This window comes from Paramicrobacterium fandaimingii (assembly GCF_011751745.2).
Lineage (GTDB): Bacteria > Actinomycetota > Actinomycetes > Actinomycetales > Microbacteriaceae > Paramicrobacterium > Paramicrobacterium fandaimingii.
Genome location: NZ_CP061170.1, coordinates 3,040,045 through 3,061,846, shown reverse-complemented (window position 1 = coordinate 3,061,846; position 21,802 = coordinate 3,040,045). Strand labels below are relative to the sequence as shown.

At 63.9% G+C, this 21,802-nt stretch carries 15 protein-coding genes; 7 read left to right on the top strand and 8 right to left on the bottom strand.

Annotated elements, in window-relative coordinates; all coding sequences use genetic code 11:
* The first annotated feature begins 114 nt into the window (after positions 1-114).
* Entirely contained in the window at positions 115-681 is a 567-nt protein-coding gene (locus HCR84_RS14765; RefSeq protein WP_166979780.1) for a DnaJ family domain-containing protein, read from the top strand.
* Between the two features lie 9 nt (positions 682-690).
* Here the strand turns inward: HCR84_RS14765 and HCR84_RS14760 are convergent, their stop codons facing one another.
* Positions 691-1,968, bottom strand: a complete 1,278-nt coding sequence (locus HCR84_RS14760; RefSeq protein WP_166979782.1) for an ATP-binding protein — start codon at positions 1,966-1,968, stop codon at positions 691-693.
* A gap of 120 nt (positions 1,969-2,088) precedes the next feature.
* On the opposite strand from HCR84_RS14760, the gene HCR84_RS14755 reads away from it, so the two are divergent.
* From HCR84_RS14755 to HCR84_RS14730, 6 genes are all read left to right on the top strand, one after another.
* Positions 2,089-3,594: a carboxylesterase/lipase family protein gene (locus tag HCR84_RS14755; RefSeq protein WP_166979784.1), complete on the top strand. Its 1,506-nt coding sequence runs from the start codon at positions 2,089-2,091 to the stop codon at positions 3,592-3,594.
* Between the two features lie 177 nt (positions 3,595-3,771).
* A complete protein-coding gene (locus HCR84_RS14750; RefSeq protein ID WP_166979786.1) occupies positions 3,772-5,403 on the top strand; it encodes an ABC transporter substrate-binding protein in 1,632 nt (543 codons plus the stop codon).
* Complete coding sequence (locus tag HCR84_RS14745; protein WP_166979788.1) at positions 5,381-6,409, top strand: ABC transporter permease; 1,029 nt, start codon at positions 5,381-5,383, stop codon at positions 6,407-6,409. The genes HCR84_RS14750 and HCR84_RS14745 overlap by 23 nt, the downstream gene beginning before the upstream one ends.
* Positions 6,406-7,275, top strand: coding sequence for an ABC transporter permease (locus tag HCR84_RS14740; RefSeq protein ID WP_166979790.1), 870 nt, complete (start codon positions 6,406-6,408; stop codon positions 7,273-7,275). Before HCR84_RS14745 ends, HCR84_RS14740 begins: the two co-directional genes overlap by 4 nt.
* Positions 7,272-8,981: a dipeptide ABC transporter ATP-binding protein gene (locus HCR84_RS14735; protein WP_166979792.1), complete on the top strand. Its 1,710-nt coding sequence runs from the start codon at positions 7,272-7,274 to the stop codon at positions 8,979-8,981. The genes HCR84_RS14740 and HCR84_RS14735 overlap by 4 nt, the downstream gene beginning before the upstream one ends.
* 27 nt (positions 8,982-9,008) lie before the next feature.
* Positions 9,009-10,391 carry an LLM class flavin-dependent oxidoreductase gene (locus HCR84_RS14730; protein WP_166979794.1) on the top strand — a complete coding sequence of 461 codons (1,383 nt, stop codon included), beginning with the start codon at positions 9,009-9,011 and terminating at the stop codon, positions 10,389-10,391.
* Positions 10,392-10,445: 54 nt separating this feature from the next.
* On the opposite strand, the gene HCR84_RS14725 is transcribed toward HCR84_RS14730, so the two are convergent.
* The 7 genes from HCR84_RS14725 to HCR84_RS14695 form a co-directional block, all read right to left on the bottom strand.
* The gene (locus tag HCR84_RS14725; protein WP_166979796.1) at positions 10,446-12,254 is read right to left on the bottom strand and encodes a DEAD/DEAH box helicase; all 1,809 of its coding nucleotides are present in this window, start codon (positions 12,252-12,254) and stop codon (positions 10,446-10,448) included.
* A gap of 152 nt (positions 12,255-12,406) precedes the next feature.
* Positions 12,407-13,945, bottom strand: a complete 1,539-nt coding sequence (locus HCR84_RS14720; RefSeq protein WP_166979798.1) for an HNH endonuclease signature motif containing protein — start codon at positions 13,943-13,945, stop codon at positions 12,407-12,409.
* A 215-nt stretch (positions 13,946-14,160) separates the two neighbouring features.
* A complete protein-coding gene (locus tag HCR84_RS14715; RefSeq protein WP_166979800.1) occupies positions 14,161-15,966 on the bottom strand; it encodes a DUF6398 domain-containing protein in 1,806 nt (601 codons plus the stop codon).
* A gap of 52 nt (positions 15,967-16,018) precedes the next feature.
* Positions 16,019-16,852, bottom strand: coding sequence for an MBL fold metallo-hydrolase (locus HCR84_RS14710; RefSeq protein ID WP_166979802.1), 834 nt, complete (start codon positions 16,850-16,852; stop codon positions 16,019-16,021).
* Between the two features lie 49 nt (positions 16,853-16,901).
* Positions 16,902-19,958: a glycoside hydrolase family 2 TIM barrel-domain containing protein gene (locus tag HCR84_RS14705; protein WP_166979804.1), complete on the bottom strand. Its 3,057-nt coding sequence runs from the start codon at positions 19,956-19,958 to the stop codon at positions 16,902-16,904.
* Positions 19,958-20,869, bottom strand: coding sequence for a carbohydrate ABC transporter permease (locus HCR84_RS14700; RefSeq protein WP_166979806.1), 912 nt, complete (start codon positions 20,867-20,869; stop codon positions 19,958-19,960). The genes HCR84_RS14705 and HCR84_RS14700 overlap by 1 nt, the downstream gene beginning before the upstream one ends.
* Positions 20,866-21,801 carry a carbohydrate ABC transporter permease gene (locus HCR84_RS14695; protein ID WP_235940773.1) on the bottom strand — a complete coding sequence of 312 codons (936 nt, stop codon included), beginning with the start codon at positions 21,799-21,801 and terminating at the stop codon, positions 20,866-20,868. Before HCR84_RS14695 ends, HCR84_RS14700 begins: the two co-directional genes overlap by 4 nt.
* Position 21,802: the final 1 nt, after the last annotated feature.

Here is a 21,802-nt window from a genome sequence, read left to right as displayed (position 1 = left end):
ATCGCGTTGCACACCACCCAGAGATCCACTCCATGCAGTTGCGTCGCGTCCAGAGGCCGTCCGCTTCTTTCCGTCGGCGTCGATGCCGCATAGCCTGGTAATGGAGGAATCGTCATGAACGACCAGCGCAAGGGCACGAACCCGAAGCACGCGGCACCCGACAAGGCCGAGGGATCGGGCAGCGTCGGTGGACCTCCCCAGTGGAACACAGAGGAAGAGCGTTGGAGCGCCGTCGAGACAGCGATTGAGCTGGCCAGGCGTCGCGGTGAGTTCGACAATCTGCCCGGAGCGGGTAAGCCGCTCGAGGGGATCGACAAGCCGCGCGACCCCGACTGGTGGATCAAGCAGAAGATCGAATCCGAGGGGCTGACCGGGTTCGCGCCGCCCGTGTTTCAACTGCGCAAAGAGCACGAGCGACTCGAAGCGACACTCGACGAACTTCCCTCAGAGTCCCGGGTGCGGGAGTACCTCGCCGATTTCAACAAGCGGGTGCGCGAAGCACGGCGTCAGCTGCACGGCGGCCCGCCTGTCGTCACACCGACCCGAGACATCGACGCAGAGGTCGTTGCGTGGACGGCGAGACGCACGGAACGCGCCTCAAGCGTGGCATCCACTGAGTTAGCCGAATCGACAAGGCAGGCGCGGCGTCTTCGCTGGTGGCGATGGAAGAGCGGTAGCTAAGAGACAGCGTTACGGTGCAAGGTTGCTCAGAGACGTGATCACAGTGCCGTCATCCGCCGTGAGAGTCGGTCCCGTGCCAGTCACAACCAATCGAAATGCTGGCTCACCCACGATGTCAGTGTCGATTTGATCGATGGCATGCCGCAGCGACTCGACGCCAGTCAGCATCTGACCTCCGCCGAGTTTCACTTCGACCGCGCCCCATCGGCCGTCGCGAAGTGTGATGATGGCGTCAATTTCTGATCCATAGGAGTCTCGGTAATGGTGTACCTGCCCGTTGATCTCGGATGCGAGAACCATGAGGTCGTGGACCACCGCACTTTCGAAGAGCATTCCGAGTGTCACCAGATCTGTGCTTAGGTGCTGTGCTCCCGCTCCCAGGGCGGCCGCGGCTAGCGACGGGTCAACCAAGTGGAGTTTCGGGGTGGTTCTCACCCGAGCTCGTGACCGGAGGCTCGGAGCCCAGGCATTTTGCGGCTCAACGATAAAGAGCCGCTCCAGGAGTTCAACGTAAGTGCTGATTGTCTCGGCGTTGATCATCGGAGCGACGACTCTCACATCTGCAGCGAGAGTCTTGAATGTGACGTCGGAGGCAACTGACCGTGCTAATGCCGTAATGAGTTGTTTGATCACCTCGGGTTCGTGCCGGATCGCGGCGAGCCGAGTAATGTCTGCGCGAGCTACCTCATCGACGTAGGCAACGAGTCGGTCGGCAGACTGCTCCAGCCCCAAAGCGGTCATCGCGGGAAAGCCTGGGCGGAGGAGGTTGTCGATGACCTCCTCGAGGTCTGTTTGCTTGGTGGTGTCCGTCGACGGCCGCCCGCCTTCGAATAACTCCGCGAGGCTCACAAGTGATCGAGTACTGCCGAGCTTCTCCCACCACGACATGGTTCGTTGCCGCAGGCGGATAAACCTTCCCGCACCTGTATGTCGGGTGATGTCATCGTTGGGAACTGCTGACCCTGTCAGAATAAATTGTCCTGGCTCAGTTGTTGCATCCACAGCTCGACGTACAAGATTCCAGAGCTCTGGAGCCACCTGCCATTCGTCGAGTAGGCGTGGAGATTGTCCCGTGAGAATTGAACGCGGCGCAATTTCCAAGGTACGTTGTGCATCGGCATCGTCCACGAAGACGTAGGAGTGCGACGCATGGAGAGCCGTCATTGTCTTGCCGGTTGCGCGAGCCCCTTCGACAACTACTGCGCCCGCAGCATCTAAGGAGCGATGAAGGGCTTTATCAATGACGCGTGGCTTGTACGCTTGCCCGAGAATTTCGGCGACATTCATACCGTTAGTCTATCGCTAGGCCGACGATTGCAGAGTTTCTAGGCCGAAGATTGCAGAGAACCTAGGCCGTGAAATGCAGAGCTTCTAGGCCGACGATTGCAGACGTGGTAAGCAAGAGACATGACCTCGACGCCGAGCACAGCGGAAACGAACGCACCTGAGCCTGACGAAGGGTTCGTCGTGCAGACCACTGCCGGGGCGGTGCGCGGAGCCCAGCTCGGCCCGCATCAGGTTGCCTTTCTCGGCATCCCGTATGCTGAGGCGCCGATCGGGGATCGGCGTTTCGCAATTCCGGTCGCCCACGAACCGTGGGACGGAGTGCGTGACGCCACCCGCTACGGAGCAACGCCTCTGCGCGATTACATGGCGGGAATCACGCTCATTCCCGAGCCTGCCTACCCCGGAGATGAGACTCTCACCGTCAACGTGTTCACCCCGACCACCAATCCCGAGACGCCGTTGCCCGTGCTCGTGTGGATTCACGGTGGCGGGTTCATAACGGGCTCACCATCATCGTCGTGGTACGAAACGGGGTCGTTCCCGCGCGACGGGGTCATCGTCGTGTCGGTGTCGTACCGCCTGGGACTCGACGGCTTCGGCGTGATCGACGGTGCGGAGGGAAACCGTGCTGTTCACGACTGGATGCTGGCGCTGCACTGGGTTCGTGACAACATCCGTGCATTCGGCGGCGATCCCGACCGCGTGACGATCGGCGGCCAGAGCGCCGGCGGCACAGCCGTTCTGACCCTGCTGTCGATGCCCAGTGCACAGCCGCTGTTCGCCCGAGCGATCGTTGAGTCTCCCGGAGTCAGCACGGGTGATCGCTCTGAGGTCGCGGCATCAACGGCCGAGGTTGCAAAGCTCTTGGGGATCGCGGCGACCCGAGCGCACTTCATCGACGTGCCTGAGCGTGAGGTGTTCGCTGCGCAGCAGACGGCGCAACGGCATGACATGACTCTGACATGGCTGCGGCGGCTTATGCAGGGCGGAAGCTCGATGCCGTGGACGCCGGTTGTCGATGGCGATCTGGTACCCCACGCGATAGGCGATGCGCTTGCGCAGAGGATCGGGGCAGACAAGCCGCTTCTGATCGGCGCAAATGCCCATGAAACCGATGCGCTGCTGCTGAAGGCCTCCGCCGCCCTCGATCTGATTCCTCGCGGCCTCGCCTTGCGCGCGGTTGGCCTCGGCCGCGAGGCTCGTGAATACGGTCGGCTCACTCCAGGTCGCACACGGCGCATGCTGGGAAGCACGGCAAGCGACGCGGTGTTTCGCTTCACAGCCGCTCGCGCTCTCGCCGCGAAATCCGGCGTCGTCTTCGCCTATGACTTCCGGCTTCCCTCGGCGAAGGATGGGCTGACCGGGCACTGCATGGAGCTGCCGTTTGTGTGGGACTGCCTCGATGGCGAGAACGTCGAGGCGAGCACAGGGATGGGCCCGCCGCAGAAGATCGCCGATGAGATGCACGCCGCCTGGGTGCAGTTCATCGCCGACGGCACGGCGCCCTGGCCCGAGTTCGACGCGGAAGGCGAACGCCTCGGATGGCGCATTGACGGCACACCGCGCGTCGAGCGCATCTTCGATCGCGAGCTGAGGCTCGTCGACATCGAGAAGCGCGCACTTTAGCGGAACACGGCTCGCATCGCTCTGACAGCGGCGTAGATGACGTCATGTGACCGCGCGCACCGGCCACACTACGAACTGTGACAACAGATGCTCTGTCGATGCCCTCTGCACCCCGTAGGTTCGTGACTCCACAACGCCGCTCATGCGGCATCCGTTCAGTCACCCACGAGGTTCGCTATGCCACGAAACAGAATTGTCGCCGCTCTCGCCGTCAGCGCCGCAGCGATGATGATGCTCACGTCGTGCGCAGCCGGAACCTCGGCCGCTGACGACGCCGAGCCGGTCGCAGGTGGCACACTCGTGTACGCGCACCAGCAGGAGCCGCCGTGCGTCTTCGGTGGGTGGATCGAGCAGGCTTACCTGAGCTACCAAGTGCTCGACAGCCTCACGTCGCTCGACGAGAACGGCGAAGCCGTGGCGTGGCTCGCCGAATCGTGGCACGTGTCAGACGATGGGCTCGACTGGACGTTCGAGCTGAAAGACGGAGTCTCGTTCACGGACGGCACAGCACTGACCGCATCGGCTGTCGCCTACAATTTCGACTACTGGCTCGCGGGCGGAAACAGCACGGCCAAGGTGTGGCTCGAGGGGTACTACTCGTCAGCGGAAGCCGTCGACGAGAACACGCTCGCCATCCACCTCGCCACTCCGTACCCGCGGCTGCCCGAAACGCTGGCGCAGGGCTACTTCGGCATCCAGTCGCAGGAGGCGCTCGAGACGCGCACTGACGAGCAGAATTGCGCGCAGCCCATCGGCAGCGGCGCTTTCACTGTCGCCGAGTGGAATCGGGGCGAAAACATCGTGCTCGAGCGCAACGACGACTACACGTCGTGGCCCGCCAACGCGAAGCACGAGGGGCCTGCCATCGTCGAGACCGTCGATTGGCGGTTCGTTCCAGACGGCACGACGCGGGCTGCAGCGCTGAAGAGCGACGAGGTCGACGCGATCTACGACGTTCCGTCTGTCGACTGGACGACACTGGATGCTGGCGGATTTGACCTGCAGAAATATGTAACGCCCGGCCGCCCGCAGCAGCTCGCCTTCAACACTCGCGAAGGGCCGTTCACCGACGAGAAGGTACGCAAAGCGTTTGCCTACAGTCTCGATCGCGAGAGCCTCGTGGAGACCATCGGCCTGGGCGTCATTCCGTTTGAGGGCAATGGCGCGGTGAGCCAGTCGACCCCGGGCTACAGCCAGAAGGCCGCCGATCAGTACTCGTTCGACCTCGAGAAGGCGAAGAACCTGCTCGACGAGGCCGGCTGGAGCACGACAAATTCCGACGGCGTGCGGGTGAAAGACGGCGAGACGCTCAGCGTGACGCTGCCGTATGGCGCGGGAACGATCATCAACGCCGAGGGCGCGTCGATTCTGCAGGGCGTCGCGCAGCAGGCAAAGCAGGCAGGGTTCGACGTGACGCTTATCCCCGTTCCGCCGAGCGAGCACTTCGCCGGTGCTTACACGCAGTCGGACGAACGCGACATTGCGGCGGGGTACTGGACGAGCGTGACCGCCGGCATCCTTTGGATCAATTGGCGATCGGACACCGAAGAGAGCCCCAACGCCAATAACGCCGCGTTCTACAACGACGCCGAGCTCGAAGACCTGATTCTGCGCGCCAACTCGGCAGCCGACATCGACGAGCAGAACGCGCTGTATCAGCAGGCGCAGGAGTACATCGCCGAGCACGCGCTCTCGATCGGACTCTACGACCGGTTGAGCACCCTGGCGATCTCACCGTTCGTGAAAGACATCTGGCAGGAGCACTCACAGGGAGGACCGGTGTTCCATGACGCATATTTCGTCGCCTGAAAATGATCAGGCCAGAAGAGAAGCGGATGCCGCGGCGGGCAGCGCTCGCCGCCTGGCGAACCGCGGCACGCTGATCCGCGGCATCCTCGGCAAGCTCGTCGGCGCGGCGATCACGCTCTTCGGTGCCGCAACCGTCGCATTTCTCGCACAGCTCGCACTCCCCGGTGACCGTGCAACGGTGATCTTCAACATTCGCGCTGGGCAAGCCATCGAACGCACACCGGAGGAGCTCGCGCAGATCAACGAGCAGTACGGCCTGCTGCAGCCCGTGCTCGTTCAGTACGTCGATTACCTGCGCGCACTCGTCTCGGGAACGCTCGGCATGTCGTACCAGCAGTACCGTCCCGTGAGCGACGTCATTCTCGAGCAGCTCGGTCCGACACTGACCCTCACGGTGACGGCGATTGCGCTCGCGTGGCTGATCATGGTGGTGTGGGTGACGCTCACGGCGGGGCGCGGGCCGAAGCTGCGCGCGCTGGGCGCCGTTGTCGACACAACGGCGGCGGGGCTTCCGCACTACTGGCTCGGCATCATTCTTCTCGTCGTCTTCTCGCTCGGCCTCGGCTGGTTCCCTGTGATCAGCGGATCGAGCGCGGCCGGGCTGTTTCTGCCCGCGCTCACGCTGGCGATTCCGCTCGCCGGCTTCATGGGGCAGTCAACTCGCTCTGAGTTCGAGCAGACGCTCGCGCAGCCGTTCATCGTGTCTGCGCGCATGCGCGGCATGGGAGATGCAGGCGTGCGAGTGCGGCACGTGCTGAGGCACTCGGTGCTTCCCGCTATCACGCTGTCGGGGTGGGCGCTCGGAGCCACGATCTCGGGCGCGGTCATCGTGGAATCGCTGTTCTCGCGTCCAGGAATCGGCACGGTGCTCATCACCGCTGTTAACGCGCAGGATCTTCCCATCGTCACCGGCGTCGTCGTGCTCATCGCCGCCCTCTACGTTGTGGCGAATCTGATCGTCGACGTCGTCTACACGCTCATCGACCCGCGATTGAAGGCATCATGACCGCCGTACAGGAACCACGGATACCGCAGGCACCGCAGGCATCGCCGACGCTCGGCAGGCGACAGCATCCGGTCGGCCTATACGCTGCGCTCGCCGTCACCGCCTTCTTTCTCATCGCGCTCATCGCCCCGCAGGCGCTGGCAACGCACGACCCCTTCGCCCTCGCGCTGGGCGATGCCCTGCAGCAGCCCGGGTTCGCGCACTGGTTCGGCACAGACGAGCAGGGCCGCGACCTCTATAGTCGCGTCGTCTTCGGGGCGAGGGAGTCGCTGCTGATCGGTGCCGGCGCAACGGCGGTGAGCATGACGCTTGCACTCATCCTGGGAACGGCGGCATCGCTCGGCGGCCGCGTGATCGGCGCGATCGCCGCTCGCATCATCGAAATCCAGTTTGCGTTTCCCACACTGCTGCTCGCCCTGTTGCTCGTTGCGATCGCTGGCCCATCGGCACTCTCACAGGTGTTTGCCGTGGCGATCGGCACGGCTCCCGGCTATGCGCGCATGATTCGCGCGCAGATTCTCACGGCGAAGAACTCGGGCTACGTCGAGGCGGCGACGGCACTAGGACATTCCCGCGGCCGCATTCTCGCCCGGCACATCATTCCCAACGCCGTGCGTCCGCTCGTCGCGGTGATCGCGATGTCGATCGGGCAGTCGATCGTGTGGGCGTCGAGCCTGTCGTTCCTCGGGCTCGGAGTCGCGCCGCCGTCACCGGAGTGGGGTGCGCTGCTCGAGGCGGGCCGCCTCTACATCACCCACGCGCCGTGGCTCACGGTGATTCCAGGCCTCGTGATCGTCGTACTAGCGATCGCGGCAACAACGATTGGCCAGCACATCCAGCGCGCTCTCGAAAGGGGAGAGAAATGACAGACACGATTACTGCTCCGGATGCTGTCAGGCCAGCGATCGTCGAGGACGACATCGTGCTGCGCGCACGGGGCCTCAACGTGGCGTTTCCGCGCGGCGGCGAACAGCACCAGGTCGTGCACGACGTATCGTTCGAACTGCGTCGCGGAGAATGCCTCGCGATCGTCGGCGAGTCGGGCTCGGGCAAATCGGTCACGGCGCGCACGCTCGTTGGGCTGACCGGCGCCGGCGCGCACATCGATGCAGGCGAGCTCACTCTCGGCACGCAGAACCTCGCGCAGACAAGCGAGAAGCAGTGGCGTGGGCTGCGCGGGCGCCGCATCGGTTTCATTCTGCAAGACGCCCTCGTCTCGCTCGACCCGCTCCGCCCCGTCGGGGCAGAGATCGAGGAGGCGCTCAGGCTTCACGGCTGGGGGCGGCGCGCCGATCGTCGGCGCAAAGCAGTCGAGCTGCTCGACGCCGTTGGCGTTCCGCAGCCCGAGCAGCGTGCGAAGCAGCGCCCAGACGAACTGTCGGGCGGGCTTCGCCAGCGTGCCCTCATCGCCTCGGCCCTCGCGCTTGACCCCGAGATCATCATCGCCGACGAACCGACAACGGCGCTCGACGTGACCGTGCAGGCGCAGGTGCTCGCGCTTCTCGCCGACACCAAACGACGTGGCGTCTCGCAGATTCTGATCAGCCACGACCTCTCCGTCGTCGCGGAACTTGCCGACCAAATCGCTGTCATGACCGACGGGCGCATCGTCGAGTCGGGCCCAGCCGACCAGGTGCTGGGCGACCCGCAGCATCCTTACACTCGACGCCTGATCGCTGCCGTTCCGGGCCCGCACTCGCGAGGGACGCGGCTGAGCGGCGTGTCGCCCGTCGTCGCGCAGCGACAGCCGCACCATGACGTCGGCAACGACGGCCCCGTGCTCGAAGCGCGCGCGCTCACCAAGCGGTTTCCGCGCCCGGACGGCTCAGTCGCGACCGCCGTCGACGACGTCTCGTTCACGCTCAAGCGCGGGCAGACGCTCGGAATCGTCGGCGAATCGGGGTCGGGAAAGAGCACGACGGCGCGCATCGCGCTTGCCCTGACGACACCAGATGTCGGGGAGGTGCGACTCGTCGGCCGGGACTGGTCGCGCGTCAGCGAGCGCCGCCGCCGCGCACTTCGCCGCCGCATCTCCGTCGTCTATCAAGACCCGCTGAGCTCGTTCGACCCGCGGTGGAACACCGAGCGCATTCTGCTCGACGCGCTGCCCTCCGGCACGCCGCGCGGTGAGCGCCGCGAGCGGGTGCGCGAGCTCGTGCAGCAGGTCGGGCTGACGGATGCTGTGCTGCAGCGTTTTCCCCTCACACTCTCGGGCGGCCAGAGGCAGCGCATCGCTATCGCGCGCGCACTCGCGCCGTCGCCGCAGATCCTCGTGCTCGACGAAGCGGTGTCTGCCCTCGACGTCTCGGTGCAGGCGCAGATTCTCGACCTGCTTGACGACCTCAAGCAGCAGCTCCAGCTGAGCTACCTGTTCATCTCGCACGACCTCGGAGTGATCAGCCACGTCAGCGACGAGGTGCTCGTCATGAAAGACGGTCGCGTCATCGAGCATGGCTCAGCCAGGCAGATCTTCACGGCACCGGCGCACGAGTACACGGCGCAGCTCGTCGGGGCGACGAGCAGCGTCGAGCTGCAGCATCCGGAATCATCACCACTGTCGACCCCAGCGTAAGCAATCAACCAAGCAAGGAGCACCACAATGACGGATACCGACCCGACAACACCGCTTCTCTTCAACGCGTTCGTGATGAACACCAACTCCCACATTCAGCACGGTCAATGGCGCAGGCCGGATGCCGGTCAGACGGAATTCAACGACGTCGACACATGGATCAATCTCGCCAAGCTGCTGGAAGAGGCGAAGTTCGACGGCATGTTCTTCGCCGACGTGACGGGGCTGTACGGAGATGCGGATGCTCCATACGACGTGTACGTCAACGAGGGGCTGCAGATTCCCAGCAACGACCCGACGGTGCTGCTGTCGGCGCTCGCCGTGAACACGAAACACATCGGTCTCGCGCTCACCTCCAATGTCGTGCAGAGCCATCCGTTCCACTTCGCCAGGCAGATCTCGACGCTCGATCACATCACGCGCGGCCGCGTCGCCTGGAACATCGTGACCGGCATGCAAGACAACGGTGCGCGCAACTTCGGCCTCGAGAAGCTCGTCGACCACGATGAGCGCTACGAGTGGGCTGAGGAGTACGTCGATGTGACGTACAAGCTGTGGGAGGGCTCGTGGGATGACGACGCCCTTCTGAAAGATCGCTCGGGTGCATACTCCGATGTGTCGAAGGTGCACAAGATTCACCATCAGAGCAAGCGGTACAGCGTTGAGGGCCCGCATCTTCCCTCACCGTCACCGCAGCGCACGCCGGTTCTGTATCAAGCGGGGTCGTCTGTCGCCGGACGCACATTCGCGGCGCGCAACGCCGAAGCGACGTTCATCGTCGCTCCCAGTGCCGAGATCGCCAGGCAGCAGATCGACGAAACGCGGGCGCTCGCCGTGGAGCATGGGCGCAAGCCGGAGGACATCAAGTTCTTCCAGGGGCTGAGCTTCATCATCGGCGATACGCAGGAGGAGGCCGAGGCGAAGGCCGAGGAGTACTTTAAGTACGTGTCTGTCGAGGGGTACGCGGCGCACTCGGCGATCGTCGATCCCGATGGGCGTGTGTACCCGCCGGAGACCCCGTTGAAGGATGTGCAGACCAACTCGGCGCGTGGATTCGTCGAGTGGATCTCGCGGTATATCACCGATCGCGAGCCCGTTGTCGCCGACCTCGTGCTGCAGCGCACGCGCGGCAGCGCCGTCATCGGCACACCCGAGTCGATCGCCGATGAGCTTGAGATCTGGCAGGCAGCGGGCGTTGACGGCATCAATGTGATCAACTGGGTGATCCCCGGCTCGTTCGAAGAGTTCGCCGACAAGGTTCTTCCTGTGCTGCGGGAGCGCGGGCTTGCGAAGACGGAATACTCAGAGGGCACGCTGCGCGAGAAGCTGTTCGGGCAGGCGCACCTCAACGACCGCCACCCGGCTGCCCGATACCGCGGTGCCTTTAGCGAGGTGCCCGCCGGCGTCTAGAACTTCATGGTGGGGTGTCCCTGCATTGTTCGCGCGATGCAGGGACGCTTCATGTTAGTGACGGGGCTTGCGCGGAGCGCGGTCGTTGTCCTTGCTGTCGCGCTTTCCACCGCGGTCGTATGACCCGCGCTTGCCTCCGCGATCGGGGGAGCCGCCGCGGCCGCCGTCACGCTTGCGCGGTCCGCCAAAGCGGTCCGGTTTGATGTCGATCTGCACACCGCTGACGCGTGTGTTCGACACCTTCGAGAAGAAGTCCTTCGGAAGGTCGGCTGGCAGTTCGACGACAGAGAAGTCGAGGCGAATGTCGATCGCGCCGAAGTCTTCGCGGCTGAGGCCGCCTTCGTTCGCGAGCGCACCGACGATCTGTCGCGGGTCGACGCGCTGACGGCGGCCGACCTCGATGCGATATGGAGCCATCGGCTTCGACGAGCGCTTGCGGCGGTCGGCTCCATCGGCGTTATTCTGCTTCGCCTTGCGATCGTCGCGCGCGAGACGCATCTCGTCTTCAGGCGAGAGAAGCAATGGTGTTTCACCCTGCGCGACGACGGCGAGAGCGGCCGACACATCGGCTTCGGGAACATCGTGATGCTCGACGTAATGGCCGATGATGTCGCGGAACGCATCGATGCGCTTTGTCTGGTTGAGCGCCGCAGTGATGGCATCGTCGAATCGCGTGAGGCGCGTGACGTTGATGTCATCAACGCTCGGCAGCTGCATCTGCTCGAGCGGTTGGCGCGTCGCCTTCTCGATGGCGCCGAGCAGACGGCGCTCGCGCGGGGTGACGAAGCTGATCGCGCTTCCGCTGCGACCGGCGCGACCAGTGCGCCCGATGCGGTGCACGTACGATTCGGTGTCGATGGGGATGTCGAAGTTGACGACGTGGCTGATGCGATCGACGTCGAGGCCGCGGGCCGCGACATCGGTGGCCACGAGAATGTCGAGCTTGCCCGTCTTCAGCTGCCCCACGGTGCGCTCGCGCTGCGCCTGAGCGACATCGCCGCTGATCGCTGCAGCCGAATACCCGCGCGCACGCAGCTTCTCGGCCAGAGTCTCGGTCTCGTTCTTCGTGCGGACGAAGACGATCATGCCGTCGAAGTTCTCGACCTCGAGGATGCGGGTGAGTGCGTCGACCTTCTGCGGATACGACACGAGGAGATACCGCTGGGTCGTGTTTGCCGACGTCGTCGTCTTGCTCTTGACGGTGATCTCTTCGGCATCCCTCAGGTACTTCTTCGAGATGCGGCGAATCTGCGGCGGCATGGTCGCCGAGAACAGGGCAACCTGCTTCTCAACGGGAGTTTCGGCGAGAATCGTCTCGACGTCTTCGGCGAAGCCCATCTTGAGCATCTCGTCTGCCTCATCGAGCACGAGGTACTTGAGCTCTGAGAGGTCGAGCGTGCCCTTGGCGATGTGGTCCATGATGCGGCCGGGGGTTCCGACGACGACGTGCACGCCTCGGCGCAGCGCCGAGAGCTGCACGCCGTAGGCCTGGCCGCCGTAGACGGGGAGCACACGCACGCCCTTGACGTGCGCGGCGTACTGCTCGAACGCCTCACAGACCTGCAGAGCGAGTTCGCGGGTGGGGGAGAGCACGAGCGCCTGCGGGGTTTTCTGCGAGGCATCGATGCGCGACAGAATCGGCAGTGCAAACGCGGCGGTCTTGCCCGTGCCGGTCTGGGCGAGCCCGACAACGTCGCGGCCCTCAAGCAGCGTCGGGATCGTGGCTTCTTGAATGGCGGACGGCGTCTCGTAGCCGACGTCGCGCACGGCCTTCAGCACAGCATCGCTGAGCCCGAGATCGGCGAACGTCGTCTGGGGTTGCGCGGTTTCTTCCGCGCGCGATGCAGAGTCTGTGGTGGTCATTAGATCTACGGTACTCGCCTCAACCTCACGATCTCATCGAGATTCCGCTGTCAGAGCGGATTTCTGCCGAAATCGTGTGCATCCGGGGCAGATTCTCAGTCAAGGCGCGGCTCAAATGAGGACATACCCGGTGTTCTTGCCGCGAAGGCTGGTCATTCCCGCCTCGTCACATAGATGATCCCAGCGGGGGCTGTCCATTGCACTCTACCGTCGGGGAGCCTCAATGGAGTCCAGTTCGTTGAGTGCTTGAGCGTGTGATGACGTCGACAAAGCGCGTGGAGGTTGTCGGCCGTTGAAAGGCCGCCATCTTCCCATGCCTGAATATGGTCAATGTCACAGTACGCTGCAGGTGCATTGCACTCGAGGAAATCACATGTGACGTCGCGAAGACGAATATCTCGCTTCATCTTCTCGCTGAGCCGGTATTTCTTCGGGTCGATGTACCGATGCGCACCAGTGATCGGGTCGGTGAGTACGCGCACGAAGCTCGTTGCTTGGCCGATGAGCATGTTCGCCGTATCGGGGTCGATGGGACCATACCCTGCGAGGTCAGCCTGTTCTGCGCTGCGACCGATCAGAGACAAGGCTGGAACAGTGATGACGACGCCGGGCCGAAGCGCGGCAAACTGCGCACGGGTGAGCGTGACGGTGTCGGAATCATGCGTCTCGGCGACCGCACTGCTTGCCTGATCAGGGTCACCAGAGGCGTTGGCAGCAGAATCAACAGGTGAACAGTCGTCAGAGGGATTGTCGGTGCCACGAGCGGCAGCTTCGCGGTTGTCATGATGGTCTGCGTCTGCGTCTGCGTCTGCGTCTGCGTTAGCGCTTGAGTCCGTGGTGACGAGCATCCCGGTCGTGGATGCCTCGGCAATGAGATCTGCCTCGATCTGCTGCAGTGTGCGTGGGTCCCCTGCCGCTCTCAGGGCACGGGCGCGACTGGTCGCCTGCTCGACGATGGATGTCGTCACATCGGCCGAGTGGTAAAGGCTGAGGTATGCCATGCCGTCTTCGGCAGGATCGTGCTCAACGCGTCGCTCGTCGAACGCTGCGTTCTTACGGGTCTGAATGGACTCCGGGTGCAGCTTCTCACGCGTCTTTCGAGCGGTCTGCGTGAATCGCGTTGGGGTTTGGGTGCGGGAGGCGCCGACGATCGCATCGTCGAATTCGGCTCGTGCCTCTACGGGCAGCGACCAGGCCTGCCGTGCTGCTGCGCGGGCGTGAGCGTAACTGGTGAATCCAACACGAAACGCGTCCATCACCTGGGGAAGATCGTCAATGAGGGTGATCGCCTCGTGGATCATTCCCTCAGCAATCCTGTCGGCCACGCCGATCTTTGCCGCGACCTCGGAGACGAACGAGCGTTCCATCGCTTGGTCGTCGGAAAGCCGGCTCGGGTGGGACTCGGCAGAGGAATGCGCGAGCACGGAATCGCGAGAGCGCACGTACACGTCGTGCGCTCGGTAGAGGTTCTCGACGACGAACGCCTGGGCGCGCTGTGCCTGGTCGTACGCGGCCCCGACAGCATCCAGGCCTTCCACGAGCGCGTCTCCGAACTCTGCCGATGGCGGCATGGATTCGTCTTCGAGCTCCACAGCATCTCGAATCATCCAGTACTCATCGCCGAGTCTCGCGCCCGTGTCACCCATCGGCAACGGGCTCTGTAGCTCTGAGCACCAGCGCTGCGAATCCATGGCTCAAGCATAACAATGATCGAAGATAAATGCGAGTAATTTATCGATTATTCTCGAACAAATGTACGAAATTTTAGGGGATGGCAGATCGTCGACAAGGCGCATGGTTTCGACGCTCAACGTTCGTACCCGTCGTCGGGAGTCGCCACGGTGATGTGTTCAGTAAGCGGATACGGCTTAACCTCGGAGAGCGCTACGGCGTTGCACGGTCGATGTCAGCTCTTTTCAGCATCCTGTTCTGCCAGTCTCGCCCGATAGAGGTCACGCATGCTGATGAGCTGGCTCCGTCGCCGCGAGGTGAGCAAGTCGGCATCGCCGAGTGAGCTTTCGCCGTCATTCCAGTACACGCCGATCGCGTGCAAAAGTGTGGATGCTCGTTGAGACGGACTTCCCTTCAACCCGAAGTGCGCCATCATGTCTTGCACGCGCGGTCCCTCGTTCTCGAACGTGAGATTCGCCTTCCCAATGATCCAGACCACAGCTGCAGCTGCCGTTGATGCTTTGCCCGCACGGCGAAAGATTGTCGGTTCCTCGTGAGCCACTCGCGCCAGCAGCCGTCGAGAAGCCGTGCGAAACTCTGTGTCGAAGAGCTCGTCGCAGCACGAGTCGATGAGATCGGCGATGTCTTTCACTCGCTCGTGAATGGGCTCTGGCACAGCTGAAAGATCGAGCGGTTCGTCAGGGAGTGACGCATCACTGAGAGTGTCGAGCACATCGCCGCCGCCGACCTCCTCGGCGAAGGACGAGAGCAGATACTCCTCAACGCTCTCGTCGTCATCGTCGGACAACCCGTCATCTTCATCGGGCGGCACCGGGAGCCCCATGCGCTCGAGCAACGCCATCGGCCCTTGGGCGCGCGGTTGCCGAATGACCTTCTGGAAATCGGGCTCGAAACTATCGACGGCAGCGAGCGTGTCGTGGGTCAGGTCAGTCGGGATGCCGCGAACGCTGTGGGCGTATCGGATGAGTGCCCGCAGTAGTGCCGGTGTCTTGCTGAGATATTGTGCGTCGGCCACGATTTTGCGGGGAATGAAATCGGCGAGCAGAAGCTCGACCGACACGGGGCTCCACCGCAGCGGGTCGCCTGGTCCGTAGCCCGTGCCGAACCACATCAGTGATTCGAGGAGTCCACGGGTGTCAGCGTTGTCGAGAACTGCGCCGTGCTGTGATGCGAAGAATTCGTTGGTGATGTCGGCGAGCTGCTTCTCTGTGTACTCTGGCCGTGCGTAGCCGGAACCGCCGGTCGGCATCATGCCCGTGATCCATTCCGTGAGCGGTCGAATCATCGGCCACGTTTCCGTTTCGAGAGGCGGGAACGTCATGGCGCCCACCGCAATCGCCTGCTCGACGCGTGCTCGCGCATCGGCAAGGCTGATCTCCGCGAGATCTGCGGAGTCGTTATCGATGCTGCTCCAGTGCGTGATGACCTCTGAGAGAGGCTGCTCAATGAGAAATGCGTCTTTGACGAGCGTTCCCAAATTGTGGTCGATGTAAATCAGAATCGTGAGTTCGTGACGCCCGGGCAGGTCGACACCGACGATGATGTTCTCGCCGTCGCCAAGCACATGGGTGGCTGCGATCGCCCGATACGGCCGCACCTCGTCGAGACGACGCAGCCAACCGGGAACCGGGCTCTTTCGCGCGGTGAGGTCTCGCCGTACCTGCTGTTTGAGGAGGTCATTCCCTGTGAACTCCTTCAACACGAGAGCGAGGGCGTCGGTTGGCCGCTGAGCGACATCGAGAAACGACTCGACAAGCGCGGGCACGGTCAGCGTGTCGTCGTTATCGTGCCGTTCGAGTGGGCTCAGGCTTCGCGGGTCGAGAGACGCAGCGACAGCGCTGGCGAAGGTGAGCAGCCCAGCAGGGTGCGGATTGCTCAACTCGTCTTCAATGCCGGCGAGCAATTCGAGGTGCGGCAGCTCCATCTCTGGCTGCTGCGGGCGGATTGGCCTGGCGCGTGGTTCTCGGCGATTCTGCGGCCGACTGCTGTTGCGTCGCGGATGCTTTTTCTTCGGGCTCACAGGCGCGAGGCTACCAAAATATTGTTGAGTCCCGAGGGGGAGAATCGAGTCGCTACGTCAGGTGGTCGTTCGCTCCGCTCGTCCACGCGATGTAGCGTTCGGCCGATCGCTGCACGATTGCCGCGGCATCCCCGGGCACACATGCCCCGAAGTTGTTGTACAGAACGTCGAAGCTGAATTGCTGCACGTGGTCGGCCATGCGCCGGATGACCGCAGGCGAGAGCGGTATGCGGTTGGGGTAGCTCCGCAGAAAAGTGACGTTGCCGTCTGGGGTGGGAAAGATGGCGTCGCCCGCGAAGAGCACGCCTTGGTCCGCTGCACCGTCGGCCCAATGCGCGATTGTGCTTCCGGGGAAGTGCCCGCCGATCTGGTCGAGGCGAACGCCCGGGAGCACAGCGAACGGCTCACTCCAGGTGCGCACGGCGGCCGTGGCGTTCCCGAGCCATCCAGCGTCGGCTTCGGCGACCCAGATCGTGGCGTCGTCGAAGGCCGCGCTCCACGCCGATTGCGCGCCGTACATGTGCGGATGGCTCGCCACAATATGACGGATGCCGCCAAGCTCACGTACCCGCTCGATGGCGGCCGTGTCAATGAACCCCGGCACATCGAACAGCAGATTGCCCTCATTCGTCTGCACAAGCATGCCCTGCTGGTCAATCCCGACGCCGGGGGCGCTGATGCCGCAGAGACGGTCATCGATCTGCGCTACCTCGACCGCCCGGCCAGAGTCGCCCAACTCAGCGAGTGTCGTCCAGCGCTGCCCCGTCGCGGGTACGTACTGCCGTTCGTCTTCGCAAATGGGGCACTGTTCCGGCGGGCGCGGGGCGGGTAGATACTCGACACCACACGCCACGCACAGCCAGAGGCGCGGATGCTGTTTGCTCATGGTCCCAGTGTGACGTATGTCGCGAGTCTCGTGGTGCTGCGCGGGGTGGCTACAGCGCCGTGAAGCGCAACGTGATGGTGCGCGCTTCAGGCCGCAGTAGGAAGTCCGGCCAGACGTCCGGCCCGCAGGCACGTGAGCCGAGGCCGTTCTGCGCCGCGTCGATGTAGAGGTAGGTCACGTCGTTGTTGGGCAGCTCGTGCGGATGCCGCGCGACATCGAGCTGCTGCGCCGTGTGCCGCGTGAGCGTGAAGCCGGGTCGCCGTCCGCGCGCGTCTGGCACAGCATCCACCTGAAGCCAGCCGATGCTGCTGCGAGCTACAGTGAGCGATCGCAGGTCGCTGCGGTGCCCGGTCTCTTGTGGACGCGCGTAGTCGACGGTCAACTCGTCGAGTGCCGCGTCGAAATTGCCGACGCGCGCCGCATGGCGGCTGTCTGGGTACGACTCCAGCGGCCCGGTGCCGAACCACGAAGCGCCGTCGACGTCGCCCGGAAGCTCGAAGCGCAGCCCGATGCGCGGCCACACGATGTTCCACCCGCTCGTCGGTGTGATGTCTGCGCGTAACCACAGCTCACCGTCGACGAGCTGCCAGCGCTCGTCCGTCACAACTGAGTCGCGTGAGTTGGCTGCCGCCCAGCGACGGCGCACGCGCACAGCATCCTCGCCCGTTTCAACGACCTCCACTCGCGACGTCAGCCGGTCGAGGCCGGCCTCGCGCCAGATCGTGTCGTACGCGGGAGCGGGCTCGCCGTTGCCGTTGTTCAGCCATGGATCGATGTGCTCGTATGAGCCACGGCCCTGACCGCGATCGTTGTCCGTCGGCCCGCGCCACAGTTCAAGTCGTGGCCCCGAAACAGGCTGACCTGCCAGCGTCACAAGCTCACCGTGCTCGAAGCGTGCCGCGCCGAGCTGAAGCTCTGCGGCGATCGTGTCTGAGACACCGGATGCTGTCAGCCGCGGCGCCGCGAGACCGGCGCGCTGCGGTGCCAGGTCGACCTGCGTGAACACGATGCTGTGCCCTGCGGGCGCCCACGGGGCATCCTCGCGCAGCACGGCGTCGAGTGTGAGCCACGCTTCGCCGCTGTCGGGCGCGTTGAGTTCTGGCAGCGTGACGGTCTGCGAGGCATCGGCGGCGACCGGTTCGACCTCGACGATGCCCGACGATGTCGCGACCCCATCGACCTCCACGCGCCACCGGAACTCGAGGTCCCCGGTGCTTGCGGTGTGCCGACGGTTCGTGACCGTCAGCGTGAGGGAGGGCGAAGCATCCGTTCCCGACGCCGCGCGCGACACCTCGAGCCGCACCGGTGCGACGACCTGCTTGTACTCGTGCAGCCCCGGCGACGGGGTGCCTGCAGAGAGCACCATGCCGTCCATGACGAAGTTGCCGTCGTGCACGACCTCGCCGAAGTCGCCGCCGTAGCCGAAGTACTCAGTGCCGTCAGAATCGCGCGTGCGCAGCCCGTGGTCGCGCCACTCCCACACGAAGCCGCCGTGAAGCCGTGGATGCTGCCACACGAGGTTCTCGTACTGGTCGATAGCGCCCGGTCCGTTGCCCATGGCGTGGATGTATTCGCACAGAATGAAGGGCTTCGTGCGCTGCCTCGCGGACTCGGGCGCCGAGCAGCCGAGCAGCAGCGAGCGCGAATCGTCACTGCCGATCGCATCCGTCTCGGGAACCGAGGAATACATGCGTGAGTACACGTCGGTGTAGGCGCCGGTGTAGTCGCCCTCGTAGTGCACGGGGCGTCCCGGGTCGCGATCATGCACCCACGCCGACATCGCGGCGAGGTTCTGCCCCGTTCCCGACTCGTTGCCGAGCGACCACATGATGATCGACGGGTGGTTCTTATCGCGCTCAACCGTGCGCTCGATGCGATCGAGGTAGGCATCGCGCCACGCGGGGTCGTCACTCGGGTTGTCGACCCAGCCGCCGCGCTCGAAACCGTGCGTCTCAAGGTCGCACTCGAGGATCACCCAGAATCCGAGCTCATCTGCGAGGTCGAGCACGCGCGGGTGCGGCGGGTAATGGCTCGTGCGGATCGCATTGACGTTGAACTGCTTCATCAGAGCAAGATCGGCGCGCGTCCACTCCTCATCGAAGACGCGCCCGCGGTCGGGGTGCGTCTCATGGCGGTTGACGCCGTGAAACACGACGCGCTCGCCGTTGACCAGAAACTGGTCGCCATCGATGCGCACAGAACGAAACCCGAGCCGAAGCGAAATGGTTTCGGCGGCACTCGACACCGTCGCACCGTAGAGGCGTGGAGTCTCGGCGGTCCATGGTGCGACAGCATCCACGGTCACGGGTGCCACGTCACGGCGGCTCGCCCACTCGACGTCGATGCCCAACTCGGGCACGCTGAGGCGCACGGGGAAGGCAGATTCGGATGCTGTCACCTCAGCGGTGATGACACCGCCACCGTCTTCACTCAACCCCGCGCGCAGCCACACATCGTCGATGCCGCCGACGGGCCGCGCCTGCAGCGTGACGTCGCGAAAGATGCCAGGCAGCCACCACTGGTCTTGGTCTTCGACATAACTCGCGGCAGACCACTGGTGCACGCGAACGGCGATGATGTTCTCGCCTGCCGCGACAGCATCCGTCACATCGAACTCCTGTGCGAGCCGACTGCCCGAGCCGACGCCGATCTCGACGCCGTTCATCCACACCGTGTAGCGCGACTCTACGCCGTCGAAGCGCAGCAGAATGCGTTCGGCATCCGTCCACGATTCGGGCAGCTCGAACGTGCGACGATAATCACCCGTCGGGTTCTCATCTGGCACGTTCGGGGCGTCAACGGGAAACGGAAACTGCACGTTCGTGTAGATCGGTGCGCCGTAGCGGCCATCACCCTGCAGCACCCAATGGGAGGGCACGGGGATGCTCTCCCACGACGCATCATCGAACGCGACAGCCGCGACATCGTCGACGCCCTCGCCCGGGGGCAGCACACCGGCGGCACCAGGCTCACCAGGTGCTCCGGCGAGCAGCCGAAACCGCCAGTCGCCGTTCAGCGAGAGCGTCGGAGCATCCGTGTGCAGCCACGAGCGCGCTGGGGTGCGAGCGCCCGATCCCGGGCCGACGTCGGTGAGATACGAGGGCATTACTTGACAGATCCTTCCGTGAGGCCGCCGCGCCAGAAGCGCTGCAGCACGATCATTGCAATGGCGAGGGGAATCACCGAGAGCAGAACGCCACCCGTTGTGAGCTCGTAGAACTCCGGCAGGCGGTCGACCTGGCTGAGCCAGTTGTTGAGACCGAGCGTGATCGGGTACAGCTTCGAGTCCGACAGCATAACGAGCGGCAGAAAGTAGTTGTTCCAGATCGCCACGAGCTGAAACAGAAACACTGTCACAAGTGCGGGGGTCAAGAGGCGCAGCCCCACCGTATGAAAGATGCGGATCTCCCCGGCGCCGTCGATGCGCGCGGCCTCGAGCAGTGCGTCGTCAACTGTCGCCTGCGCGTAGATGCGGCACAGGAACAGACCGAAGGGCGACACGAGTGACGGGAGGAGAACGCTCCAGTAGGTGTTCGCAAGGCCCAACTGGCTGAACAGCAGAAAGAGCGGAAGCGCCGTTGCCGTCGCCGGAACGAGCACTCCGCCGAGGATCGTTCCGAACACGAGGTTGTTGCCGCGAAACCGGTACTTCGCCAAGGCGTAGCCACCAGCCGCGGCGAAGTACGTGGCGAGCACCGCACCGACCCCGGCATAGAGAAGGGAGTTCAGAAACCAGCGCACGAAGATGCCGCCGTCATACGTCAGCACCTGGCCGAGGTTCTCCCACAGCGCGAACGTCGGTGCGAACCAAAAACCGTACGTTGAGAAGAGGTCTTCCGTCGTCTTCGTCGCGGCAACGATTACCCAGTAGACGGGGACGATGAAATACAGGGCGACGATCACGAGAATCGCGGTGACGATGATCGTCGATGAGCGGCGACGGCCCGCCATGCGACTCGATGTCAGCCCGGGCTTCACTGCCTGCAGCTGAGTTGTCTTTGGTGAGGTCGTCGTCATTTGCTCTTCCTGTTCGTCAGGCGGAGGAACGCGAACGACAAAGCGAACGCGACGACCGCGATGAGCACCGCTTGAGCTGCAGCGACGTTGTAGTCGTTGTAGGCGAATGCCGTTGTGTATGCCGACAGGTTCGGCGTGTATTGGCTGTCGATTGCGGGCGCTACCGTTTGCAGCACTTGCGGCTCGGCAAACAGCTGCAGGGTGCCGATGATGGAGAACACGGTTGTGAGCACAAGTGCGGGGGTAATGAGCGGAATCTGGATGCTGCGCGCGATGCGCCACGGGCCCGCACCGTCGACCCTGGCTGCCTCGTACAACTCGCCTGGGATCGCCTTGAGCTGCGCGATGATGATGAGCATGTTGTAGCCGGTGTAGCTCCAGGTGACGATGTTGGCGATCGACCAGAGCACGGTGCTCGCGCCGAGGAAGTTGATGTCGAGGCCCATCCAACTCGCCACGTCGATCACGGGGCTGAGGCCCGGAACATAGAGAAACGACCAGAGAATCGTGGCGATCACGCCCGGCACGCCGTAAGGCATGAAGTACGCTGCGCGAAAGAGACCGGGCCACCGGGCAGATACCGATTCAAGCAGCAGTGCGAGAACCGTCGCCGCCACAATCATCACCGGCACCTGCACGATGCCGAAGAGCAGCATGCGGCCGATGGAGGCGATGAAGTTGCCATCGGCGAGGGCGAGAGCGTAATTGTCGAACCAGGCGAACCTGCTTGTCACGCCTTGCTCGCCGAAGAGGCCGCTTCGCGTCACCGTGGTGAAGCTGGAGCCGATGGCGACGATGATCGGCAGAATGAAGGTGAAGAGGAAGAGCAGCAGAAATGGCGCGAGCAGCAGCCACGGCGCTCGTGCCATCGCGTTTGTGCGCGTGCCTTTGTGTCCGGAAGAAGTGCCGCGTGTCGTCACGCGCTCGGTCATG

Excerpts from the sequence above, each read along its gene's own strand:
- HCR84_RS14710 (WP_166979802.1), bottom strand. The coding sequence starts at position 16,852 with ATGAGCAAACAGCATCCGCGCCTCTGGCTGTGCGTGGCGTGTGGTGTC.
- HCR84_RS14760 (WP_166979782.1), bottom strand. The coding sequence starts at position 1,968 with ATGAATGTCGCCGAAATTCTCGGGCAAGCGTACAAGCCACGCGTCATT.
- HCR84_RS14725 (WP_166979796.1), bottom strand. The coding sequence starts at position 12,254 with ATGACCACCACAGACTCTGCATCGCGCGCGGAAGAAACCGCGCAACCC.
- HCR84_RS14765 (WP_166979780.1), top strand. The coding sequence starts at position 115 with ATGAACGACCAGCGCAAGGGCACGAACCCGAAGCACGCGGCACCCGAC.
- HCR84_RS14750 (WP_166979786.1), top strand. The coding sequence starts at position 3,772 with ATGCCACGAAACAGAATTGTCGCCGCTCTCGCCGTCAGCGCCGCAGCG.
- HCR84_RS14755 (WP_166979784.1), top strand. The coding sequence starts at position 2,089 with ATGACCTCGACGCCGAGCACAGCGGAAACGAACGCACCTGAGCCTGAC.
- HCR84_RS14695 (WP_235940773.1), bottom strand. The coding sequence starts at position 21,801 with ATGACCGAGCGCGTGACGACACGCGGCACTTCTTCCGGACACAAAGGC.
- HCR84_RS14705 (WP_166979804.1), bottom strand. The coding sequence starts at position 19,958 with ATGCCCTCGTATCTCACCGACGTCGGCCCGGGATCGGGCGCTCGCACC.
- HCR84_RS14720 (WP_166979798.1), bottom strand. The coding sequence starts at position 13,945 with ATGGATTCGCAGCGCTGGTGCTCAGAGCTACAGAGCCCGTTGCCGATG.
- HCR84_RS14740 (WP_166979790.1), top strand. The coding sequence starts at position 6,406 with ATGACCGCCGTACAGGAACCACGGATACCGCAGGCACCGCAGGCATCG.
- HCR84_RS14700 (WP_166979806.1), bottom strand. The coding sequence starts at position 20,869 with ATGACGACGACCTCACCAAAGACAACTCAGCTGCAGGCAGTGAAGCCC.
- HCR84_RS14745 (WP_166979788.1), top strand. The coding sequence starts at position 5,381 with ATGACGCATATTTCGTCGCCTGAAAATGATCAGGCCAGAAGAGAAGCG.
- HCR84_RS14735 (WP_166979792.1), top strand. The coding sequence starts at position 7,272 with ATGACAGACACGATTACTGCTCCGGATGCTGTCAGGCCAGCGATCGTC.
- HCR84_RS14730 (WP_166979794.1), top strand. The coding sequence starts at position 9,009 with ATGACGGATACCGACCCGACAACACCGCTTCTCTTCAACGCGTTCGTG.